This window comes from uncultured Albimonas sp., assembly GCF_963977235.1.
Lineage (GTDB): Bacteria > Pseudomonadota > Alphaproteobacteria > Rhodobacterales > Rhodobacteraceae > Albimonas.
Genome location: NZ_CAXBOD010000009.1, coordinates 1 through 21,272, shown reverse-complemented (window position 1 = coordinate 21,272; position 21,272 = coordinate 1). Strand labels below are relative to the sequence as shown.

The window sequence follows — 21,272 nt, the reverse complement described above, 5'->3', positions numbered from 1 at the left end:
GTGACCCTGCGCCCCTCGCAACGCCGCGCGACCTGCGTTACATGACGCCGCGATGACACGCGGCGCGATGACAATCGGATCCGGGCCGCGTATACAGACTTCAGCGACCCCCTGAACCACGGGAGCCATCGCCAGATGCCCGAGACCCGTCTCGCGCCGCTCGCCAGCCCTTTCGAAGACCGCGACGGCGACAAGCTGCGCGAGGAATGCGGCCTCTTCGGCGTCATCGGTCTGACCGACGCGGCCAATTTCGTCGCGCTCGGCCTGCACGCGCTGCAGCACCGCGGACAGGAGGCGGGCGGCATCGTCACCTACGACGCCGACTCCGGCTTCCACTCGTCCAAGAAGCTGGGCTACGTCCGCGACAACTTCACCACCGCCGACAGCATGGCCGAACTGCCCGGCCGCATCGGCATCGGCCATGTCCGCTACTCGACCGCCGGCGGCAAGGGCGCCACGGCCCTGCGCGACGTGCAGCCGTTCCTGGCCGACCTCGCCATGGGCTCGATGGCGCTGGCCCATAACGGCAACCTGACCAACGCCCTTTCGATCCGGCGCGAGCTGATCGAGCGGGGGTCGGTGTTCAACTCCTCCTCGGACACCGAGGCGGTGGTGCACCTGATGGCCCGCGGCTTCCACCGCACCATCGCCGACCGCATGAAGGAGGCGCTGCGCCGGGTCGAGGGCGCCTTCGCCATCGTCTGCATGACCGAGACCCAGCTGATCGGCTGCCGCGACCCGCTGGGCGTGCGCCCGCTGGTGCTGGGCCGGCTGGGCGAGGGCTGGATGCTGGCCTCCGAGACCTGCGCGCTCGACATCGTGGGCGCCGAGTTCGTGCGCGAGATCCTGCCCGGCGAGATGGTGATCATCGACGACCGCGGCGTGCATTCCTCGGCGCCCTTCGAGACGCAGCGGCCGCGGTTCTGCATCTTCGAGCATGTCTATTTCTCCCGCCCCGACAGCGTCATCGGCGGCCGCTCGGTCTACGAGAGCCGCCGCCAGATCGGGGTGGAGCTGGCGCGCGAGGCGCCGGTCGAGGCCGACCTGGTCTGCGCGGTGCCCGATTCCGGCACGCCCGCGGCGATCGGCTATTCCCAGGAGTCGGGCATCCCCTTCGCCATGGGGATCATCCGCAACCAGTACGTGGGCCGGACCTTCATCGAGCCGACCGAGCAGATCCGCAACATGGGCGTCCGCCTGAAGCTGAACGTCAACCGCGCGCTCGTGCGCGGCAAGCGGGTGGTGCTGGTCGACGACTCGGTGGTGCGGGGCACCACCTCGATGAAGATCAAGGAGATGATCCTCGACGCCGGCGCGCGCGAGGTTCACTTCCGCATCGCCTCGCCGCCCACCGCCTGGCCGTGCTTCTACGGCGTCGACACGCCCGACAAGGACAAGCTGCTGGCCAGCCACATGACCGAGGACGAGATGTGCGCGCATCTGGGCGTCGACAGCCTGCGGTTCGTGTCGCTCGACGGGCTCTACCGCGCGGTCGGCGAGGCCGAGGGGCGTGATCCCGGCAAGCCGCAGTATTGCGACGCCTGCTTCTCGGGCGAGTATCCGATCCAGCCCTCCGACATGATCGAGAGCGGCCGGATCTCGCTGAAAGCCGCGGAGTAGTCTTCATGCAGGATCTGAAGGGACAGGCGGCGCTCGTCACGGGCGCCAGCCGGGGGCTTGGCCGCGCCTTCGCCGAGACGCTGGGCGCCCGCGGGGCCGAGGTGATCGCGGTCGCGCGCACCGTCGGCGCGCTCGAGGAGCTGGACGACGCAATCCGCGCCGCCGGCGGTCCGCAGGCGACGCTGGTGCCGCTCGACATCACCGACGACCCGGCGCTCGAGCGTCTGGGGGCGGCGATCCACGGGCGCTGGGGCAAGCTGGACCTGTGGATCCATGCGGCCGTCAACGACCCGCCGCTGGCCCCCGCCGAGCATGCGACCGACAAGGACTGGGACAAGGCGATGGCGGTGAACGCGCGCGCCACCCAGCGGCTGATCCGCAGTCTCGACCCCCTGTTGCGCCTGGCCCCCGCGGGCGGGCGCGCGGTGTTCTTCGACGACCGTCACAACGGCGGCGCCTTCCATGGGGCCTACGCGGCCTCCAAGGCCGCCGCCCGCGCGATCACCACCGCCTGGGCGGTGGAGACGACGCGGTTCCCGCTGACGGTGCTGCACCTTTCGCCGCCCCCGATGCCCAGCGGCCTGCGCGCCCGCTTCCGCCCCGGCGAGGACCGCGCGACGCTGACGCCCGCGCGCGAGGTGGCGGCCGAGATGATGTCCGAGGCGCTGGGAGACTCCGCCGCGCGCGCCTGACGGCGCGAGGGGGGGAGAGGAGGCGCCCTGCGGGCGGGCTTGGCTGCGTGTCGCGTGTGCCGGGGGTGCGCTGAGCGCTCCAACGAGGGAGCCTCCGGCGGAGCTCCTGACTCACCCAAGAACAGAGGCCGCGCCTGTCCTCCGGAGCCGTCCGTCGCTTCTGATGCCTGAGCGACTCGTCCGGCCCGGTCAAGGACAAGCCCCCTGCGGGGGTCGCTTCGCGATCCTTGACCGGGCCGGACGAGTCGCTCTGATCGGCATCAGCGACGGACGGCTCCGGAGAACAGGCGCTCGCGCCGGATGTCGGCGTTGCGCCGGGCGCGTGGCTGGCCGGGGGGAGACGGTCGGGCCGGGCGACCGGGTGAAGCGCGCCGCGGGCGGGGGGGCCGGACCGGGCGCGAGCCGGACGCGGCGCCTGCGCGAAGGTCAGCGGATCGCGGCGATGGGGCCCTCGGCGCGGCCGTGGATGAACTGGTCCACGTAGGGGTCGCCGGCCCCGTCCATCTCCGAGACGTCGCCTTCCCAGCGGATCCTGCCCTCGTGGATCATCGCCACCCGGTCGGCGATGGCGCGCACGCTGGTCATGTCGTGGGTGATGGTCATCGCCGTGGCGCCGATCTCGGTCACCAGCTCGCGGATCAGCTCGTTGATCACGCCCGACATGATCGGGTCGAGGCCGGTGGTGGGCTCGTCGAAGAAGATGATCTCGGGATTGGTGGCGATGGCGCGGGCGAGACCCACGCGCTTCTGCATCCCGCCCGAGAGCTCGGCGGGGAACAGGTCCGCGGTCTCGGGCGTCAGGCCGACGCGGCGCAGCTTCTCGATGGCGATCTCGCGCGCCTCCTTCTTCGGCTTGCGGCCGTGGCCATGGCGCATGCGGAAGGCGACGTTCTCCCAGACCGTCATGGAATCGAACAGCGCTCCGCCCTGGAACAGCATCCCGAAGCGGCTCAGCAGCGCCTCGCGGTTGCGTCGGGTGGCGGGGGCGCCGTCGATCTCGATGGTCCCGGCGTCGGGGTGGACGATGCCCAGCACGCATTTCAGCGTCACCGACTTGCCCGTGCCCGAGCCGCCGATGATCACCAGGCTCTCGCCCTTCGCGACCGAGAGGTCGACGCCGCGCAGCACCTTCTTGGGGCCGAAGGCCTTCTCGACCCCCGCCATCTTGATCATCGGCGTTTCGGTCATGTGGGGAACAGCGCCTCGGTCAGGATGTAGTTGGCGGCGAGGATCAGGATCGAGGCCGACACCACCGCGTTGGTGGTGGCCTTGCCCACCCCCTGCGCGCCGCGGCCGGAGTTGTAGCCCTGCCAGCAGCCCATCAGCGCGATGATGAAGCCGAACACCGCCGCCTTGATCAGGCCCGAGGCGACATCGTCGTTGGTGAGATACGTCCAGGTGGTGTTGATGTAGGTCGAGGGGTTGAACCCCAGCCGGGTCACGCCGACGGCGAAACCGCCCATGATCCCGATCACGTCGCCGATGAAGGCCAGCGCCGGCATCGTCAGCGTGGCCGCAAGCAGCCGCGGCGCCACCAGGTATTTCAACGGGTTGGTCGAGAGGGTGGTCAGCGCGTCGATCTGCTCGGTCACCCGCATGGTGCCCAGCTCGGCCGCGATCGAGGCCGAGACCCGCCCCGCCACCATCAGCCCGCCCAGCACCGGTCCCAGCTCGCGCACCATGCCGATGGCCACGATCGAGGGGACCACCGACTCGGCGTTGAAGCGGCCGCCGCCGGTGTAGATCTGCAGCGCCAGCGCGCCGCCGGTGAACAGCGCCGTCAGCCCCACCACGGGCAGGGAATACCAGCCGATCTTCATCACCTGGCGGGCGAACTCCACCGGATACCAGGGCGGGCGGAACACGTGGCTGACCGAGAGCCCGGCGAACAGCGTCAGCGCGCCGGTTCCCGCGCACAGCGACAGCACCGCGCGGCCGATGGCGGCGAAAAACATCTGGATCGGAGCGATCAGGGTCATGTCGCGGCCTTTCCGGCCATCCGGCCTGCGCCGCCGTGGGCCCCGTCGGCGCCCGTTCTGCGACCTGCTTTTCCACCGCCGGCTCCGGCGCGCTTGGCGCCCGCCTTGGCCGCGCCCGCCTTGCCCCCGGCCCGCTTGCCCTCGCCGCCCCCGGGCCCGGCGCCGGCCCGCTTGCCGCCGCCCTTGCGCGGGCCGCCTTCGGGGCGGGTCGAGGGGAAGGGCTCGAAGCCGAGCTTGCGCTCAAGCCAGGCGACATCCTGCGCCGAGCCGCGCGACACCGCCGTCCGCACCGCCCGGGGCAGGGCGAAGCGCGGTCCCGGCAGGCGCGCGACCGAGGGCATGATCCACGGCGGATGCCGCCGGGCGAAGGTCGGGGAGATCTTCTTGAACAGCCGGTTGCGCAGGTCCATCAGCCACGCCGCCCGTCCGCTCATCGAGCTGTTGGAGGCGAGCGAGGCCGGGGCGTCGAGCGCGATGTCCGGTTCGTCGATGGCGTCCATGAAATCGGCCAGCACGTCGCCGTCCTTCAGGCGCTTGCGGTCGTAGACGCGGATCTCGACGTTCTCGCGCCCGAAGAAGCGGAAGTACTTCTGCAGGCGGCGGCGGTAGTCGGGGGTCGGCGGCTCGTCGGTCAGCTCCTGCAGGGTGAGGCCGGCCTTGAGCCGCTGCTGGGTCATCGAGGCGGCATAGCCCAGCGGCTCGCGCGCGTAGAAGATCACCTTGATCTCGGCGCCGTCGCGCTGGAGGGCCTCGCCCATGGCGCGGACCTCGTTCCAGCGGAGCATGTCGCACAGCTGCTCGCCCGAGATCACGATCTTGCGCCACCTGGGATCGTCCAGCGCGGCGTCGAGGATCGCGCGATTCTGCGCCTTGCGCCTGGGGTTCGAGTGTCGCCGCCGCTGGCCGATCATCGGGCCGAGCCGGTCGATGTCGTCGCCGCGCGCGAACAGGAACACCAGCGGCCAGCCGTGGCAGGCGCCGAGGTCGGGATAGCAGACGCCGCGCTCGGCCAGGCGGGCGCGGTTATGGTCCAGCACGTTCTGGATCCACGTGGTGCCGGTCTTGTGCTGGCCGACGTGGAGATAGATGCGGCGTGCGGGCGCCTCGCTCATTGTGCTCGTTTCCCGACCCCGTATCCCAGTGCGGCGCGTCATGCGCCCGGCGACGCGGCCCCGGTCCCGGGCGGCGCCGACCCCTCGGCCGCGTCTCCGATATAGACGCGGGCGGGCGGCGGGCCAAGGCCGCGCGACCGCGTTGCAGCATGGCGCGGCTCTGGGTCGCCCGGGTGGGGCGGGTGGGCGCCATGCGGCGCGAGCGCGCCCGGGCTCCTCCGCGCCCGGCTCAGCCGCCGAGCTCGGGGTCGCTGGCGCGGGCGCGCTGGGGCCGGGCGGGGCCACGGCCGGAGGGGAAGGGCTTGCGCCCCATCAGCCGGCCCAGCCAGATCAGGTCCTTGCGCGAGCGGCGGCGCGCGCTGCGCCGGGTCTCGGCGCCGATCCGAAAGCCGCGGCCGGGCAGCGACTCGGCCAGCGTGGTGGCGAGCACCGGGGGAAAGCGCATCGCCCGGCCGGGGCGCCGCCAGCCCACCAGCCGGTTGCGCAGGTCCAGCGCCAGGGCGGCGGCGCGGGTCAGACCGGTCGTCCGGGCCGGCTTGGCGGGCCGCTCGAGCGTGCCGGGCGCCAGGCCGCAGGCGGATTCGAAATCGTCCAGCAGGCGGCGGTTGAGCAGGCGGCGAGGGTGGTGGACGCGCAGGTCCATCGCCTCGGGCCCGAAGTGGCGGATGAACTTCTTCAGCGTCTTGCGGAACCCGGGCTGCGGGGGCACGCGCTTGAGCATGGTCAGCGGCACGCCTTCGCGCAGGCGCTTCTCGGCGGCGGCCTGGGCATAGGCGCCGGGCTCGCGCAGATAGGCGAGCACGGTGACCTCGCCCGCGTCCTGCAGACGGCCGGCCAGCGCCTTGATCTCGCGCCAGCGCAGATGCTCGGCCAGCAGGTCGCAGGAGAGCACCACCGTATGGGCGTTGCGATCCTCGAGCGCGGCGTCGAGGGCCTTGCGCGCGGCCTTCACCGCCTCGGGCGCCGCGCCGGCGCGGCGCGCGCCGCCCAGGCCCTTGAAGCGCGGATCGCCCTTTTCGCGGCGTTTGTCGGGGGTCGCGAACAGATAGACCAGCGGCCAGCCGCCGTGATCGAGGTCGACCACCCGCACGCCCTGCCGGGCGAGCCGGTCGCGGTTGAGCCTCAGCATCGCCTGGATCTCCGGGGCGCCGGTGAACTGCAGGCCGATGTGCAGCAGGATTCGGCGTGGCTGCGCCTGGCTCATGTCGCCCCGCTCCCTGTCGTAGTGCGCGTCAGCCGCGGGCCTCAGCCCTCGGCGCCCCCGACATAGCGGCGGGCGTAGCGCGGGCCAAGGGAGGTCAGGACCTCGTAGCCCGTGGTGCCGATGCCCTTGGCGAGCGCGTCGACCGACTGGTTGGGGCCCAGCACCTCGACCATCGCGCCGGGGGCGGGCTCGGGCATGTCGGTCAGGTCGAGGGTGATCATGTCCATGCTCACCCGCCCCACCAGCGGCGCCGGGCGCCCGTCGAGATAGAGGTTCAGCCCCTTGGACAGCCGGAAGAACCCGTCGGCGTAGCCCAGCCCCAGCACGCCGATGCGCGAGGGGCGGCGCGCGGTCCAGGTCCCGCCATAGCCCACGCTCTCGCCCGCCGCGATCTCGCGCACCTGCAGGAGGGGGGCGTGGAGGTGGACGACGGTCTGCGCCTCCATGAACGGCTCGCCGCCATAGAGGCCCACGCCCGGCCGGGTCAGGTCGAAGTGATAGTCCGGCCCCAGCAGCGTGCCCCCGGTCGCCCCCAGCGACAGGCGCGCGCGGGGCGCCAGCGCGTGCAGCAGCTGCGCGCGCCCGGTGAAGGCCCCGCGCTGGCGGGCGTTGCCGGAGTTCTCGGGCTCGTCCGCGCAGGCCAGGTGCGACATCACCAGCGAGATCTCGAGCTCGCGCGGGGGATCGGCGCGCAGGGCGTCGATCTCGGCCGGCGTGAAGCCCAGCCGGTTGATGCCCGATTCGATATGCAGCCCCGCGCGGGGCGGAGAGGCGAGACCCAGCGAGGGCAGCGCCTCGCGAAAGGCCTGGACGTGGAAGGGCGAGGCCAGCACCGGGATCAGGTCGGCGCCGCGAAAGGCCTCGAGGTCGCCCGGCATGAAGCCGTTGAAGACGTGGATCGGCGCCTCCGGGCCCAGCACCGCGCGCAGCTCCGCGCCCTCGCTCGCGTGGGCCACGAAGAAGGTCCGCGCGCCGGCCGCGCGAAGCGCCCGCGCCACGGGGGCCACCCCCAGCCCGTAGGCGTCGGCCTTGATCACGGCCGCGGCCTCGGCCTTGCCCGAGCGCGCCTGCAGCGCGCGCCAGTTGGCCCCGATCGCGTCGAGATCGACGCTCAGGACCGGGCGCGAGGCCGCGGGGCGCGCGGGGGGCGCGAAGGGCGAGATCGCGGCCGGGGGCGTCGCGGCCCCCGCCGCAAGGGAATCAGAAGCCGTCATGCTCCGCGTAGCCCTCCGAGCGCGCGAGGTTGCCGAAGCGGGTGAACCTGCCCTCGAACGACAGCTCGACGGTGCCGATGGGGCCGTGGCGCTGCTTGCCGATGATCAGCTCGGCCTTGCCGCGCACGGATTCCATCACCTCCTGCCAGCGCATCGTGGCCTCGACGTCGGCCTCCGAGGGCTTCTCGCGTTCCTTGTAGTATTCCTCGCGGAACACGAACATCACCACGTCGGCATCCTGTTCGATAGATCCCGATTCCCGAAGGTCCGACAGCTGCGGCCGCTTGTCCTCCCGGCTCTCGACCTGGCGCGAGAGCTGGGAGAGCGCGATGACCGGGATGTCGAGCTCCTTGGCGATGGCCTTCAGGCCCATCGAGATCTCGGCGATCTCGTTGACCCGGCCCTCGGTGCGCCCCGAGCCGCGGATCAGCTGCAGGTAGTCGATGACCAGCGCGTCGAGCCCGTGGGTCCGCTTCAGCCGCCGCGCGCGGGCCGCCAGCGTGGCGATGGGGATCGAGGCGGTGTCGTCGATGTAGAAGGGCATCTTCTCGAGTTCGCGCGCGGCCTCGACGAAGCGGCGGAACTCCTCCTCCTCCATGTCGCCGCGGCGGATCTTCTCGGAGGCGATGCGGGACTGTTCGGAGAGGATTCGGGTGGCGAGCTGCTCGGCCGACATCTCGAGGCTGAAGAACCCCACCCGTCCGCCGTTGAGCGTGCCGAAGGTGCCGTCGGGGCGCTCCCCCTCCCGGAACGCCTTGGCGATGTTGAAGGCGATGTTGGTGGCGAGCGAGGTCTTGCCCATCGAGGGCCGCCCCGCGAGGATCAGAAGGTCCGAGGGGTGCAGGCCGCCGAGCCGCTTGTCGAGGTCGATCAGCCCCGTCGAGATCCCCGCCAGCCCGCCGTCGCGCTGATAGGCGGCGTTGGCGACCTCGATGGCGTCGGTCGCGGCCTTCAGGAAGCTGACGAAGCCGCCGTCCGAGCGGCCCTTCTCGGCCAGACCGTAGAGCTGCTGCTCGGCCTGCACGATCTGTTCGGTCGGCTCGAGGTCGACGTCGGCGCGCTGGGCGCGGTCGCGGATCTCGACGCCGATGCGCATCAGCTCGCGGCGGATGGCGAGATCGTAGATCGCCTGCGAGTAGTCCTTGGCCGAATAGATCGACACCGCGGCCCCGGCGAGGCGGGCCAGATACTCAGCCCCGCCCAGCTCCTTGAGCCCCTCGTCGTCCTCGAGGAAGGTCTTCAGGGTGACGGCGTTGGCCTGGAAGTTCTTCTGGATGCGCCGCGCGGCGGTCTCGTAGATGCGCGCGTGCACGGGGTCGTAGAAATGTTCGGGCTGAAGCAGGCCCGAGACGCGGTCGTAGACCTCGTTGTTGATCAGGATCGCGCCCAGCAGCGCCTGCTCGGCCTCGATGTTGGAGGGCGGCGCGGCCGCCTCGGGCATGGCCGGACGGGACCCCTCGCCGTGAGGCTCGGGGGAATGGGGCTGGGGCTCGCCGGGGGCGAGCGATCCGTCATGCATGGTGGGGTCTCCCTGCTCGAAGGCCCTGCAGTCTACACCGGGATGCGGTTATCCCCGGCCTGTGAATAACGGGGACGGATGCCGCGCGACGCGACGTTCCGGGGCTTCGTCCCCGGTCGCGCCCCCGGTTGCGCCCCCGGTTGCGTCGGGGCCGTGGCCTGCCCATGGTAACACGCGACGCCGGAAAGGCGACCCGCCGGATGCTCTGGGAGATGACGATGACGCTGCGGATCAACGACACCGCGCCCGACTTCGAGGCTGACACCACCGAGGGGAAGATCGCCTTCCACGACTGGATCGGCGACGGCTGGGCGATCCTGTTCAGCCATCCCAAGGACTTCACCCCCGTGTGCACCACCGAGCTGGGGACCATGGCCGGGCTCAGCGAAGCGTTCACGCGGCGCAACACCAAGATCATCGGCATTTCGGTCGACCCGGTCGAGGCGCACCATCGCTGGAAGACCGACATCGCGACGGCCACGGGGTCGAGCGTCTCCTACCCGATGATCGGGGATCCGGACCTGAAGGTCGCGAAGCTCTTCGGGATGCTGCCCTCCGAGCTTGACGGAACCTCCGAGGGGCGGACCGCCGCCGACAACGCCACCGTCCGCACGGTGTTCGTGATCGGGCCGGACAAGAAGATCAAGATGACCATGTCCTACCCGATGACCACGGGCCGCAACTTCGACGAGCTGCTGCGGGTGATCGATTCCCTGCAGCTGACCGCAGGCCACAAGGTCGCGACGCCGGCCAACTGGAAGTCGGGCGAGGACGTGATCGTGGTCCCTGCCGTCTCCGACGACGACGCCCGCGCCCAGCACGGCTCGTTCGAGGCCAAGCTGCCCTACCTGCGCATGGTCAAGCAGCCCGGCGCCTGAACCCTCGGCCGTCGCGCTCGGTCGCCGAAAGGACACGGGCCGCCCGAGGGGGCGGCCCTTTCTCGTTTCGCGGGGTGCGTGAGGGTCACTCTTCGGCGGACGCCGGGGCGGCGAGCATGCCGCCCACTCGACCTTCAGCCGTCCGAGGAGGGCGTCGGCGCCCGCGGCGCGCTGGTCGAAACTGCACCGGCAGCCCTCGGGCTCGGAGGCGCGGCGCAAGCCGATCCGGTCGGGGGCGAACCGCCGCCAGCTCTCGGCGCTCAGCCGCGCGACGGTCTCCTCCCAGGTGGCGGCGCAGATGTTCCTGTTGCGCAGGAGCGCAGCGGCGCGGCCGTTGGGCTTGGCCGTTGGGGAGACGTCCAGGAAGGCCATCTCGACCTCGCGCCCCTGGCTCTCGAAGGCGTGGATCCGCACTGTCTGGGGACGTCGAGATCTTCGAGCGGGGGGACGTCGCTGTCCTGCGCGGCCAAGCGGACCGAGCGCAGGAGCGCGGGGGACGAGCCGGAAGCCGGGGGCGGCGCAAAGGCGCGGCATCCCCGTCTCCGTCAGGGCGGGGTCGCGCGCGGCAGGGCGAGGCCCCGCCCGCCGCCGCAGCCAGGTCGCCCCTTGGCGAGCGCGTCAGGCGCCGCCGCGTCGGCCGTCCTCGTCGGCTTCCTGCTCGCCTTCGGGGTCCAGCAGCCGCGCGCCGGGGCCAAGCGCGGCCAGCGCGTCGCCGGGATTGCGCAGGGGGCAGCGGCTGACCGAGAGGCAGCCGCAGCCGATGCAGCCCTCCATCTGGTCGCGCAGTCGGGTCAGCCGCTCGATCCGCGCGGTGAGGCCCGTGCGCCAGTTCTCGGCCAGGCGCGCCCAGTCCTCGGGCGAGGCGACCTCGTCATGGGGCAGGGCCGAGAGCTGCTCGCGGATCTCGCGCAGCGGAACGCCCGCGCGCTGGGCCACCCGGATCAGCGCCAGCCGCCGCAGCGAGGCGCGGAAATAGCGCCGGTGGTTGGCCGGCGTCCGCCAGCCCTCGAGGAGCCCCTGCGACTCGTAGAAATGCAGGGTCGAGACCGGGACGCCCGAGCGCTCGGCCAGTTGCCCCACGCTCAGGGCCTCGTAACGGCGCCCCTTGCGATCGGGACCCGTCGTCCTACCGTGCTGCGTCGCATCGTCCACCGTCTTGCCCGCCCTTGACCTCAACTAAACTCGAGGTCCTACCTGACCGCGCATCGCCGCCAATATCAAGGGATGCCTGCCATGTCCGCGCCCTCCGCCCCCGCCCGCCCGTTCCGTGTCGCCGTCCTGCAGGGGAGCGTGCGCCAGGGCCGGCGCAGCGAGGCCATCGCCGGCTGGGCGCTGGCCCGCCTGGCCGCGGATCCCCGCTTCGAGGCCGACCTGATCGACCCGCGCGCCCTCGGCCTGTCGCTGTGGCACGACGCCATGGCGCCCGAGGCGCTGTCCGCCCTGCGCGCGCGCATCGCCGCCGCGGACGCCTTCCTGCCGGTGTTCCCGGAGTACAACCGCGGCTATCCCGCCGCCCTCAAGGCGCTGATCGACCTTGCCGGCGGCGAATGGCGCGAGAAGCCGGCGGCCTTCGTCTCCTACGGCGGGCGCGCGGGCGGCGCGCGGGCGGCCGAGCAGCTTTCGCAGGTGATGGGCGAGCTGCACGTGGCGACCCTGCGCGACGGGGTGCTGCTGGCCGACATCGGCCGCCTGTTCGACGCGGAGGAGCGCTTTGCCCCCGACGCCCCGGCCGAGGCGGCGCTGAGCCTCGTCCTCGACCGTCTCGCGTGGTGGGCCGCGCCCTTGCGCGCGGCGCGCGAGTCTGCCGCCGCCCTGCCTGGAAAGGACGCCGCATGAGCGCCTCTGCCGACGTGCGCGCGCCGGGGGCGGCGGGGCTGGGGGCCTCGCCCTCCACGGCCACGATGATCTCGCTGCTGGCGGCTTCCTCGCTGACGATCATGGCCTCGACGGTGATCTCGCCCGGCCTGCCGGGGATGGAGGCGCATTTCGCCGACGATCCCGACGCGGCCCTGCTGACCCGCCTGGCGGTGACGTTGCCGGGGCTTCTGGTGGCGATCTTTGCGCCGCTGGCCGGCGGGCTGTCGGACCGGCTGGGGCGGCGGCGGATCCTGCTGGCTGCGATGGTCCTCTACGTTCTGGCGGGCATGTCGGGTCTGCTGCTCGACACGTTGCCCGCGATCCTGGTGGGGCGGGCCATGCTGGGGGTGGCGGTGGCGGGCGTGCTGACCTCGGCCTCGGCCATGGCCGGCGACCTGTTCCGGGGCGAGGCCCAGACCCGCTTCATGGGCCGCCAGGCCTCGGCCATGGGCTTTGCCGGCCTGATCTTCCTGACCGGCGGCGGCCTGCTGGCGGAAATGCACTGGCGCGCGCCCTTCGGCCTTTATGGCATCGCGCTGCTGGTGCTGGCCGCGGCCGCGGTGTTCCTGCCCGAGACCCGGGGCGCCGCCGCCCGCAGCCAGGCCGCGGCCGAGGACGATGGCGCGACCGCGCCCTGGGGGTCGCTGGCGATCCTCTATTTCCTGGGCCTCGGCACCATGGTGGCGATGTATGTGATGCCGGTGCAGCTGCCCTTCCGCCTGCGGGAGCTGGGCATGGACGCGCCCAGCCAGGCGGGCCTGGCGCTGGGGGTGTTCACGCTGGTGTCCTCGATCTCGGCGTTCGGGGCGGCGTTGCTGCGCGGGCGGCTGGGGGCGGGGGGAATGTTCGCCCTCTCGTTCCTGGGGCTGGGGGCGGGGCTGGCCTGGGTCTCGGTCTCTTCGGACCTGCTCTCGATCTGCCTCGGCGGCGCGGTGGCGGGCGCGGCGATGGGGCTGACGATGCCCAACCTGTTCAACACCGTGGTCTCGCTGGCGCCGGCGCGGGTGCGCGGACGGGCCACCGGAGGCATGACCTCGGCGGTCTTCCTGGGGCAGTTCGTCTCGCCGCTGCTCTCCCAGCCCGCGGCCGAGGCGTGGGGCTATGGCGGGGCCTTCCTCGCGGCGGGCGTCTTCGCCCCGCTGCTCGCGGTCGTCGCCCTTCTGGCGCGCCGCTCCTTCAGAGCCTAGTGTCCGCGCCGACAAGAAACCCTGGAGGAGACCCGCTCATGTCCGACGCCTCGCTGGTGCGCACCGAGAAGGAGGGGCGCATCGCCCGCATCGTGATGGAGGCGCCGCCGCTCAACGCGCTGACCCTGCCGATGCTGGACCAGATCCTGGCCGCCTACCGGGCCGCGGCCGCCGACGACAGAGTGCGCGCCGTGATCCTGTGCAGCGCGCTCGAGAAGGTGTTCTGCGCGGGCCTCGACCTGAAGCTGCTGCGCGAGGAGGGGCAGGGCGGGGTCCGGGCGCTGCTCCAGAAGCTGTATCTCGACATGCTCGACGTGCAGCACACGATGGGCAAGCCGACGATCTCGGCGGTGTCGGGCGCGGCGCGGGGCGGGGGCATGACCCTCTCGATCACCTGCAACGTGATCGTGGCCGACGAGAGCGCGACCTTCGGCTACCCCGAACTCGACAACGGTCTGATCCCGGCGATCCACTTCGTGCACCTGCCGCGCGTGATCGGGCGCCACCGGGCCTTCGACCTGCTGTTCTCCGGCCGCAGCTTCAAGGCCGAGGAGGCCGAGCGCATGGGCCTCGTCGCCCGCGTCGCCCCCGGGCGCGGCGCGCTCGAGGCCGCGATGGAGATGGCCGAGAACTTCGCCCGCCAGCCCCCCGGCGCCACGAGGATCGCCCACGCGGCCTTCATGCGCGCCCAGGACATGGACTTCCGGCGCGAGGTCGCGGACGTGACCGAGACCTTCATCAACGTCTCCCAGACCGAGGAGACCCAGGCCGGCCTGGCCGCCTTCGCCGAGAAGCGCACGCCCCCCTGGCGCTGAGCGCCCCGCGTCCCGGCCTTCCGCCGACGCGTCGGGCCCTCCGGCCCGCGGCGGTGCGTCGGGCCCTCCGGCCCGCGGCGGCGCGTCGGGCCCCCGGGACTGCGGCGGTGCGTCGGGCCCCCGGGCCCGCAACGGTGCGTCGGCGGGACCCGGTTGCGCATCGCGCCGCGATCGCCTTGATCTGGGACGAGGCGCCGGGCAGGGGGCCTGGACCGGCACGGGACCGGGCGCGAGGCCGAGGGCGTCGGGGATCGCCCGGCGACCCCTCGACACGGGAGCGGACATGAGCGCGACGACGTCAGCACTGGAGCGGGCATGACCCTCTCGATGTCGGTCCTCCGCCGGTCGCCGCAATTTCCGGCGCGCGCGTGCGGGGCGCTCGCCCCGCGCTCGACGCCCGCGCGCGTCGGTCCCGCCGCGCGATGAGCCGGATGCGCCGTCCCCCGCCCTCGCCCGCCGCCCGGCGTCTCGCCGCGATCGAGGCGCCGGTCGCGCCGCTGCTGCGCCGCTCGGCCCGGCTGACCACGGCGGCCGCGCTGCTGTGGCCGGTGCAGGCGGCGGCCCTAGCCTGGGCCGTGTCGGGCTGGGTCGAGGGGGGCGCGCCCCTCTCCGACACGCTGATCTGCGCGCTGGCGTTCCTGGCTGCCGCCGCCGTGCGGGCGGGCCTCGATCACCGCGCCGGCGCGCTCGCCTTCGACGCCGCCGACCGCACGCTGGAAACCGAGCGCGCCCGCCTGGTCGAGGCCGAAAGCCTGCGCGGGGACGACGCCGCCCCGGCGCCCTCCCCGACCCCTGAGACCGCGGTAGCGAAGTCCGGCGCCGCGACGCCGCCGGCCGCGTCCGGCGGCGCCCTCGCCGGCCCTGCCGAAACCCCGCCAGGCGCGCGCGAGAGCGACCCCGAGCCTGCGGCCGGGCAGGGCGCCTCGTCGGCCTCGGCCGCCGCGATGGCCGCGCAGAAGCTGCCGATGCTGGTTCCCTACCTCGCCCGCTACCGGCCCGCGGCGCTGCGGGCGGTGGCCGGGCCGCTGGCGATCCTGGTCGTGGCCTTTCCCGTCTCCTGGGCGGCGGGGCTGATCCTGCTGATCGCGGGCCCGCTGATCCCCCTGTTCATGGCCCTGATCGGCGTCGCCGCGGCCAAGGCCAGCCGCCGGCAGCTGGCCGAGATCACCGACCTCAACGCCCTGCTGATGGAGCGGCTCGCGGCCCTCCCCGACATTCGCCTGCTCGACGCGCGCGCGCGGCTGGCCCGCGACTTCGCCGCCCGCTCGGACGGATTGCGGACGCGCACGATGGCGGTGCTGAGGGTCGCGTTCCTGTCCTCGACGGTGCTCGAGCTGTTCGCGGCGCTGGGCATCGCCATGGCGGCCGTCTACGTGGGGTTCTCCCTGCTCGGCACGCTGAACTTCGGCGCCTGGGGGGCGCCGCTGACGCTCGCCGAGGGCCTGTTCCTGCTGCTGCTCGCGCCCGAGTTCTTCCAGCCGCTTCGCGACTTCGCCGCCGCCTGGCACGATCGCGCCTCGGCGCTGGCGGTGGCCGAGGACCTGCTGCAGGCCGAGGCCGCCGAGCCCCCCCGGATCCTGGGTCGCGGCGCCCCGGCCGCGCCGCTTGCCGGCCCGGCCACGATCGTCCTTTCGGGCCTCGTCGCCCGCGGCCGGCCGCTGCCGGACGCCGAGATCGCGCCGGGCGACACGCTCGCGCTCACCGGTCCCTCGGGCGCGGGCAAGTCGACGCTGCTGGCCGCGCTGGCGGGGCTGATCGCCCCGGAGCGGGGCCGCATCGAGGTCGCCGGGCGGGCGCTGAGCGATCAGACCGCCGACGCCTGGCGCGCCCGCCTCGCCTGGATCCCGCAGACCCCGCATTTCCCCGACGCGCCCCTGCGCGAGATCCTCGACCCCCGCGGGACCGGCGACCTCGCCGCCGCGCTGGCGGCCGCCGAGGCCGAGGGGATCGTCGCGGCCCTCCCCCAGGGCCTCGAGGCGCGCCTGTCGGAGAGCGGCGCCGGGGTCTCGGGCGGCGAGGCGCGCCGGCTGATGGTCGCCCGCGCCTTCGCCTCGCGCGCCGATGTGCTGCTGGCCGACGAGCCGACCGCCGATCTCGATTCCCGGACCGCCGAAGCGGTGATCCGCGGGTTGCGCCGGCTGGCCGGGCAGGGCGTGACGGTGATCGTGGCGACCCACGATCCGGCGCTGGTCGCGGCGATGGGGCGGGAGCTGCGCCTCGTCCCCGCCTCGCTGCCGGCCGAGGCGCCGGCATGAGGCCGCTGGTCTCCGCCCTTCGCCTGCTGTGGCGCGGCCAGCGGCGCGCGCTGCTGTTGGGCTTGCTGCTGGCGGTCTGCGTCCTGGCGATGGGGGCGGCGCTGCTGGGCCTCTCGGGCTGGTTCGTCACCGCGGCCGGGGCCGCGGGGCTGGCGGGGGCGGGCCTGAGCTTCGAGGTGTTCCGCCCCGCCGCCGGGGTGCGCTTCTTCGCGCTGGGCCGCACCGCCGCGCGCTTTGGCGAGCGGCTGACCACCCATGACGCCACGCTGCGCGCCCTCTCGACGCTGCGCATCGACCTGATGCGCCGCCAGGCCGCCGCCCCCTGGGAGGCGCTGACCCGCCTGCGCGGACCCGTCGCGCTGACCCGGATCACCGCGGATGTCGACGCGCTCGACGGGCTCTACCTGCGTCTCGCGCTGCCGCTGGCGGCGGGGGGGCTGGCGCTGGCCGGGGCGTTCGCGCTGCTGGCCTGGCTGGTGAGCCCGGGGATCGCGGCGCTGGCCTGCGGGGGGCTGGCGCTCGGCGGCGCGCTGGTGCTGTGGGGGGCGGGGCGCGCGGCCTTCGCGCCCTCGGCCGCCGCCGAGGCGGGCGCGCAGGAGCTGCGGCGCGGGATGATCGACCTCTCCCGCGCGCGCCGCGACCTGGTGGTGTTCGGCGGCATGCAGGCCGCCCGCGGCCGCGCCGGCGAGGCCGACGCCCGCTCCCGCGCCGCGCTGCGCGCCGTGGACGGGGTCGAGCGTCGGGCCGGCCTGCGCCTGTCGATTCTCGCGGCCGGCCTGACCGCGGCCGTGCTCGTCGCCGGGGGGCGCCTTGTCGAGGCGGGCGAGATCCCCGCTGCGGTGGCCGCGCTTGCGGTGTTCGCGACCCTGGCGCTGGCCGAGACGCTGGCCCCCCTGCGCCGCGGCGCGGTGGAGCTGGGCCGGATGCGCGACGCCGCCGCCCGCGTGATGGCAGAGCCGGACAGGACGCCCGACGAGGCGCCCGACAGGGCGTCCGGCGACGCCGCGACGCCGGCCGCCGCCGGCGCGCCCCCTGCGTTGACGCTCGAGGCCGTCAGCCTGCGCCGCCCGGGCGCCGCGCGGCCGGTGCTGCACGACGTCTCGCTGCGCGTCGGACCCGGCGAGACGGTGGCGCTGGTCGGCCCCTCGGGCGTCGGGAAATCCACCCTGCTGACCCTTGCGGCCGGTCTCGTCGCCCCCGACGCCGGGCGGGTGAGCTGGCGCGGCCGGCCGCTCTCGTCCTTCCCCGAACCCGCGCTGCGCGCCGAGATCGGCTTCCTGCCCCAACGCTCCGCCCTGGTGGCGGGATCCGTGCTCGAGAACCTGGGACTTGCCCGCGACGACCTGACCGAGGCCGAGGCCTGGGCCGCCCTCGAGGCCGCCGCCCTGCGCGAGACCATCGCGGCGAGGGGCGGGCTGCATGCGCGCCTTGGCGAGGCCGGCGCCGGCCTTTCGGGGGGCGAGTCCCGCCGCCTGGCGCTGGCGCGCACCCTGTTGCGGCGCCCCGCGCTGCTGCTGCTCGACGAGCCGACCGAGGGGCTCGACGCCGCGTCCGCCCGCCGGGTCCTTTCGGGCTTGCGCGCCTACCTGCCCGGGGCGGCGATCCTGCTCGCCTCCCATCGCGCCGCCGAGCGCGAGGCGGCGGATCGGCTCCTGCCGCTGGGCTGAGGCCGCGGGGGCGAAACAGGTCGACGGATCGTGATCGCCTGTGCAGAAATTACGCGGCGAAAGCAGCCTTATGCCGCATTCCGGATCAAATTCGTATCAGGGAATATATTTACGAAACGACAAGCGAGTCGCGGCGGCGCCGTCTGAGGCCGCCCCTCTCCGTCTCTCCGTCACCCAAGGAGACTCCGCATGGAGCTGGACGTCGTCGACCTCTCCCGTCTGCAATTCGCACTGACGGCGCTGTACCATTTTCTGTTCGTCCCCCTGACGCTGGGCCTCTCGGTCCTGCTGGCGATCATGGAGACGGTCTACGTCATGACCCGCCGCCCGATCTGGCGGCAGATGACCAAGTTCTGGGGCACGCTGTTCGGCATCAACTTCGTGCTGGGCGTGGCCACGGGCATCACCATGGAATTCCAGTTCGGGATGAACTGGAGCTACTACAGCCACTACGTCGGCGACGTCTTCGGCGCGCCGCTCGCGATCGAGGGCCTGATGGCCTTCTTCCTCGAGGCGACGTTCGTGGGCCTGTTCTTCTTCGGCTGGGACAAGCTGACCCCGCGGGTGCACCTTCTGGTCACCTGGCTGGTGGCCTTCGGCTCCAACTTCTCGGCGTTGTGGATCCTGATCGCCAACGGCTGGATGCAGAACCCCGTGGGGGCCGAGTTCAACCCGATGACCATGCGCATGGAGATGACCTCCTTCTACGAGGTCATGTTCAACGAGGTGGCCCAGGCCAAGTTCGTGCATACGGTGTCGGCGGGCTATGTCTGCGCCTCGGTCTTCGTGCTGGGGGTGTCGTGCTGGTATCTGCTCAAGGGCCGGCATGAGCAGCTCGCGCGGCGCTCGATCACGGTGGCCTGTTCGTTCGGGCTGGCCTCGGCGCTGTCGGTCGTCGTGCTGGGGGACGAGTCGGGCTACAACGCCTCCCACTCCCAGAAGATGAAGATGGCCGCCATCGAGGCGATGTGGGAGACCGAGCCCGCCCCCGCCTCCTTCACCCTCTTCGGCATCCCCGACCAGGCGGACCGCGAGACGCATTATGCCGTCCACATCCCCTATGTGATGGGGCTGATGGGCACCCGCTCGCTGACCACCGAGATCCCGGGCATCAAGCAGCTTGTGGGCGAGGCCGAAACCCGCATCCGCTCGGGCATCGTGGCCTACGACAACCTGATGACCATCCGCGAGCTGCGCGACGAGGCGCCGGCCGAGGCGCTGATCTCGTTCGAGGATCACGGCCCCGACCTGGGCTTCGCCTTCCTGCTCAAGCGCTATCTCGACGACCCGCGCGAGGCGAGCGAGGAGCAGATCCTGCAGGCCGCGTGGGACACCGCGCCGACCGTGTTCCCGATCTTCTGGACGTTCCGGATCATGGTCGGGCTGGGGTTCCTGTTCATCGGGGTGATGGGGCTGTTCTTCTTCCTCAACAGCTTCGGCAAGGGGCGCTATCCGCGCTGGGCGCTGCGCCTGGCGGTGGTCATCATCCCCGCCCCCTGGATCGCGGCCGAGTGTGGCTGGATCGTCGCCGAGTACGGCCGCCAGCCCTGGACGGTGGACGGGGTGCTGCCCACCGCGCTCTCGGTCAGCCACCTGTCGGTGACCGACCTGCTGATCACGCTGGCGGGGTTCATCGCCTTCTACACCGTGCTTTTCGTGATCGAGATCGCGTTGCTGCTGAAGTACATCCGCCTCGGCCCCCACCAGGACGTCGAGGAGACCGAGGACTGGATCCGCCGTCGCCGCACCTTGCTGCAGGGCGGCCGCGGCGCGGTCCAGCCGGGGGAGTGAGATCATGATCCTGCACGAGCTCATCGACTTCTCGACGCTGCGGGTGATCTGGTGGGCGCTGCTGGGCGTCCTGCTGATCGGCTTCGCGCTGACCGACGGCTTCGACATGGGGACCGGCGCGCTGCTGCCCTTCGTCGCCAGGACCGACCTCGAGCGGCGGGTGGTGATCAACACCGTCGGCCCGGTGTGGGAGGGCAACCAGGTCTGGTTCATCCTCGGGGGCGGGGCGATCTTCGCCGCCTGGCCCCCGCTCTATGCGGTCAGCTTCTCGGGCTTCTATCTCGCGATGTTCACGGTGCTGGCGGCGCTGATCCTGCGGCCCGTGGGCTTCAAGTACCGCTCCAAGCGCGAGGGGGCGCGCTGGCGGCGCAACTGGGACCGGGCGCTGTTCCTGGGCGGCGCGGTTCCGGCCACGGTGTTCGGCGTGGCGGTCGGCAACGTCCTGCAGGGCGCGCCCTTCCACCTGACGCCCGACCTGATGTCGCGCTACGACGGCTCGGCGCTGGGGAAGTTCTTCCTGCTGCTCGATCCGTTCTCGCTGCTGTGCGGAGCGGTCTCGATGGCGATGCTGCTGATGCACGGCGCGGCCTGGCTGGGGCTGAAGACCGAAGGCGACATCGCCGCGCGGGCGCGCCGCTACGGCTCGGTCGCGGGGCTGGTCGCGGCGGGGGGCTACGCGCTCGCCGGGCTGTGGCTGCTGGTGGGCGTCGACGGCTACCGGTTCGTGCAGGCGCCCTCGCCCGACGGCCCCTCCAACCCGCTGCTTTCGGAGGTGGTGCGCGAGGGCACGTGGCTGGTCGCCTATCTCGACCGGCCCTGGATCCTGGTCGCCCCGCTGATGGGGTTTGCGGGCATCGCCATGGCGGTGCGCGGCCTGCGGGCGGGGCGCGAGGTCTCGACCCTGGGCTGGTCGAAGATGGCGATCGTGGGGATCATCTCCTCGGTGGGGCTGACGATGTTCCCCTTCATCTTGCCCTCGACGGTGGATCCCAGTTCCTCGCTGACGGTGTGGGACGCCTCGTCCTCGCATCTGACGCTGTTCGTGATGCTGGGGGCGACGGCGATCTTCCTGCCGCTGATCCTGGTCTACACCGCCTGGGTCTACCGGGTCCTGTGGGGCAAGGTGACCGAGGCCGAGGTTACCGAAAAGGGCGAAAGCCTCTACTGAACGGGAGCAGCGACGATGTGGTATTTCGCCTGGATGCTCGGCCTTCCGCTCGCGGCGCTCTTCGCCGTGGTCAACGCGATGTGGACCGAGATGCAGATGGACCGCACCCTCGAGGAGGGCGGCGAGGACTGAGCGGGCAGGGGGCGTCCTCCAGGGCGCCCCTTGGCCGGTCCGCCCGCCGAAGGCGACCACGGCCCCGCCGCATTGCGGCGGTCGCTCGGCTGCGGCCCTAGGGGCCGGGCAAGGTCAATCCTGGGAGGGCTGGAGCGGGTGAAGGGAATCGAACCCTCGTCGTAAGCTTGGGAAGCTTCTGC

18 protein-coding genes are annotated in these 21,272 nt (G+C 72.7%); 11 read left to right on the top strand and 7 right to left on the bottom strand.

Annotation, left to right across the window (positions count from 1 at the left end):
* Window positions 1-135 precede the first annotated feature (135 nt).
* Both purF and AAC134_RS07385 read left to right on the top strand, forming a co-directional pair.
* Window positions 136-1,620, top strand: a complete 1,485-nt coding sequence (gene purF, locus AAC134_RS07390; RefSeq protein WP_339948427.1) for an amidophosphoribosyltransferase — start codon at window positions 136-138, stop codon at window positions 1,618-1,620.
* 5 nt (window positions 1,621-1,625) lie between these two features.
* Window positions 1,626-2,312, top strand: coding sequence for an SDR family NAD(P)-dependent oxidoreductase (locus AAC134_RS07385; RefSeq protein WP_339948426.1), 687 nt, complete (start codon window positions 1,626-1,628; stop codon window positions 2,310-2,312).
* 426 nt (window positions 2,313-2,738) lie between these two features.
* On the opposite strand, the gene AAC134_RS07380 is transcribed toward AAC134_RS07385, so the two are convergent.
* The 6 genes from AAC134_RS07380 to AAC134_RS07355 all read right to left on the bottom strand — a co-directional run bounded on the left by AAC134_RS07380 (window position 2,739) and on the right by AAC134_RS07355 (window position 9,262).
* A complete protein-coding gene (locus tag AAC134_RS07380) occupies window positions 2,739-3,485 on the bottom strand; it encodes an ATP-binding cassette domain-containing protein (RefSeq protein ID WP_339948510.1) in 747 nt (248 codons plus the stop codon).
* A gap of 11 nt (window positions 3,486-3,496) precedes the next feature.
* Entirely contained in the window at window positions 3,497-4,291 is a 795-nt protein-coding gene (locus AAC134_RS07375) for an ABC transporter permease (RefSeq protein ID WP_339948425.1), read from the bottom strand.
* Entirely contained in the window at window positions 4,288-5,403 is a 1,116-nt protein-coding gene (locus AAC134_RS07370) for a hypothetical protein (protein ID WP_339948424.1), read from the bottom strand. The genes AAC134_RS07375 and AAC134_RS07370 overlap by 4 nt, the downstream gene beginning before the upstream one ends.
* Window positions 5,404-5,632: 229 nt before the next feature.
* Window positions 5,633-6,607: a hypothetical protein gene (locus tag AAC134_RS07365; protein ID WP_339948423.1), complete on the bottom strand. Its 975-nt coding sequence runs from the start codon at window positions 6,605-6,607 to the stop codon at window positions 5,633-5,635.
* A gap of 41 nt (window positions 6,608-6,648) precedes the next feature.
* Entirely contained in the window at window positions 6,649-7,821 is a 1,173-nt protein-coding gene (gene alr / locus AAC134_RS07360) for an alanine racemase (protein WP_339948422.1), read from the bottom strand.
* Window positions 7,808-9,262, bottom strand: coding sequence for a replicative DNA helicase (locus AAC134_RS07355; protein ID WP_339948509.1), 1,455 nt, complete (start codon window positions 9,260-9,262; stop codon window positions 7,808-7,810). Before AAC134_RS07355 ends, alr begins: the two co-directional genes overlap by 14 nt.
* Before the next feature lie 296 nt (window positions 9,263-9,558).
* On the opposite strand from AAC134_RS07355, the gene AAC134_RS07350 reads away from it, so the two are divergent.
* Window positions 9,559-10,218: a peroxiredoxin gene (locus AAC134_RS07350; protein ID WP_339948421.1), complete on the top strand. Its 660-nt coding sequence runs from the start codon at window positions 9,559-9,561 to the stop codon at window positions 10,216-10,218.
* A gap of 618 nt (window positions 10,219-10,836) precedes the next feature.
* Here the strand turns inward: AAC134_RS07350 and soxR are convergent.
* Entirely contained in the window at window positions 10,837-11,298 is a 462-nt protein-coding gene (gene soxR / locus AAC134_RS07345; protein WP_339948420.1) for a redox-sensitive transcriptional activator SoxR, read from the bottom strand.
* A gap of 153 nt (window positions 11,299-11,451) precedes the next feature.
* Here soxR and AAC134_RS07340 point away from each other — a divergent pair, with 153 nt between their 5' ends.
* From AAC134_RS07340 to cydX, 8 genes are all read left to right on the top strand, one after another.
* Window positions 11,452-12,054 (top strand): NAD(P)H-dependent oxidoreductase, encoded by a 603-nt coding sequence (locus AAC134_RS07340; RefSeq protein WP_339948419.1) that lies wholly within the window; start codon window positions 11,452-11,454, stop codon window positions 12,052-12,054.
* Complete coding sequence (locus tag AAC134_RS07335) at window positions 12,051-13,262, top strand: MFS transporter (protein WP_339948418.1); 1,212 nt, start codon at window positions 12,051-12,053, stop codon at window positions 13,260-13,262. The genes AAC134_RS07340 and AAC134_RS07335 overlap by 4 nt, the downstream gene beginning before the upstream one ends.
* Window positions 13,263-13,300: 38 nt before the next feature.
* Complete coding sequence (locus AAC134_RS07330) at window positions 13,301-14,077, top strand: enoyl-CoA hydratase/isomerase family protein (RefSeq protein ID WP_339948417.1); 777 nt, start codon at window positions 13,301-13,303, stop codon at window positions 14,075-14,077.
* Between the two features lie 431 nt (window positions 14,078-14,508).
* A complete protein-coding gene (locus tag AAC134_RS07325; RefSeq protein WP_339948416.1) occupies window positions 14,509-16,332 on the top strand; it encodes an ATP-binding cassette domain-containing protein in 1,824 nt (607 codons plus the stop codon).
* Window positions 16,329-17,999 (top strand): thiol reductant ABC exporter subunit CydC, encoded by a 1,671-nt coding sequence (cydC, locus tag AAC134_RS07320; protein ID WP_339948415.1) that lies wholly within the window; start codon window positions 16,329-16,331, stop codon window positions 17,997-17,999. The genes AAC134_RS07325 and cydC overlap by 4 nt, the downstream gene beginning before the upstream one ends.
* A 189-nt stretch (window positions 18,000-18,188) precedes the next feature.
* Entirely contained in the window at window positions 18,189-19,790 is a 1,602-nt protein-coding gene (locus AAC134_RS07315; RefSeq protein ID WP_339948414.1) for a cytochrome ubiquinol oxidase subunit I, read from the top strand.
* Between the two features lie 4 nt (window positions 19,791-19,794).
* Window positions 19,795-20,958 (top strand): cytochrome d ubiquinol oxidase subunit II, encoded by a 1,164-nt coding sequence (cydB, locus tag AAC134_RS07310; RefSeq protein WP_339948413.1) that lies wholly within the window; start codon window positions 19,795-19,797, stop codon window positions 20,956-20,958.
* A gap of 15 nt (window positions 20,959-20,973) precedes the next feature.
* Window positions 20,974-21,090 carry a cytochrome bd-I oxidase subunit CydX gene (cydX, locus tag AAC134_RS07305; RefSeq protein WP_339948412.1) on the top strand — a complete coding sequence of 39 codons (117 nt, stop codon included), beginning with the start codon at window positions 20,974-20,976 and terminating at the stop codon, window positions 21,088-21,090.
* The last annotated feature ends 182 nt before the right edge of the window (window positions 21,091-21,272 follow it).

Excerpts from the sequence above, each read along its gene's own strand:
- cydX (WP_339948412.1), top strand. The coding sequence starts at position 20,974 with ATGTGGTATTTCGCCTGGATGCTCGGCCTTCCGCTCGCGGCGCTCTTC.
- purF (WP_339948427.1), top strand. The coding sequence starts at position 136 with ATGCCCGAGACCCGTCTCGCGCCGCTCGCCAGCCCTTTCGAAGACCGC.
- AAC134_RS07355 (WP_339948509.1), bottom strand. The coding sequence starts at position 9,262 with ATGCCCGAGGCGGCCGCGCCGCCCTCCAACATCGAGGCCGAGCAGGCG.
- cydB (WP_339948413.1), top strand. The coding sequence starts at position 19,795 with ATGATCCTGCACGAGCTCATCGACTTCTCGACGCTGCGGGTGATCTGG.
- AAC134_RS07330 (WP_339948417.1), top strand. The coding sequence starts at position 13,301 with ATGTCCGACGCCTCGCTGGTGCGCACCGAGAAGGAGGGGCGCATCGCC.
- AAC134_RS07375 (WP_339948425.1), bottom strand. The coding sequence starts at position 4,291 with ATGACCCTGATCGCTCCGATCCAGATGTTTTTCGCCGCCATCGGCCGC.
- AAC134_RS07350 (WP_339948421.1), top strand. The coding sequence starts at position 9,559 with ATGACGCTGCGGATCAACGACACCGCGCCCGACTTCGAGGCTGACACC.
- cydC (WP_339948415.1), top strand. The coding sequence starts at position 16,329 with ATGAGGCCGCTGGTCTCCGCCCTTCGCCTGCTGTGGCGCGGCCAGCGG.
- AAC134_RS07315 (WP_339948414.1), top strand. The coding sequence starts at position 18,189 with ATGGAGCTGGACGTCGTCGACCTCTCCCGTCTGCAATTCGCACTGACG.
- AAC134_RS07385 (WP_339948426.1), top strand. The coding sequence starts at position 1,626 with ATGCAGGATCTGAAGGGACAGGCGGCGCTCGTCACGGGCGCCAGCCGG.
- AAC134_RS07370 (WP_339948424.1), bottom strand. The coding sequence starts at position 5,403 with ATGAGCGAGGCGCCCGCACGCCGCATCTATCTCCACGTCGGCCAGCAC.
- alr (WP_339948422.1), bottom strand. The coding sequence starts at position 7,821 with ATGACGGCTTCTGATTCCCTTGCGGCGGGGGCCGCGACGCCCCCGGCC.
- AAC134_RS07325 (WP_339948416.1), top strand. The coding sequence starts at position 14,509 with ATGCGCCGTCCCCCGCCCTCGCCCGCCGCCCGGCGTCTCGCCGCGATC.
- AAC134_RS07335 (WP_339948418.1), top strand. The coding sequence starts at position 12,051 with ATGAGCGCCTCTGCCGACGTGCGCGCGCCGGGGGCGGCGGGGCTGGGG.
- AAC134_RS07380 (WP_339948510.1), bottom strand. The coding sequence starts at position 3,485 with ATGATCAAGATGGCGGGGGTCGAGAAGGCCTTCGGCCCCAAGAAGGTG.
- AAC134_RS07365 (WP_339948423.1), bottom strand. The coding sequence starts at position 6,607 with ATGAGCCAGGCGCAGCCACGCCGAATCCTGCTGCACATCGGCCTGCAG.
- AAC134_RS07340 (WP_339948419.1), top strand. The coding sequence starts at position 11,452 with ATGTCCGCGCCCTCCGCCCCCGCCCGCCCGTTCCGTGTCGCCGTCCTG.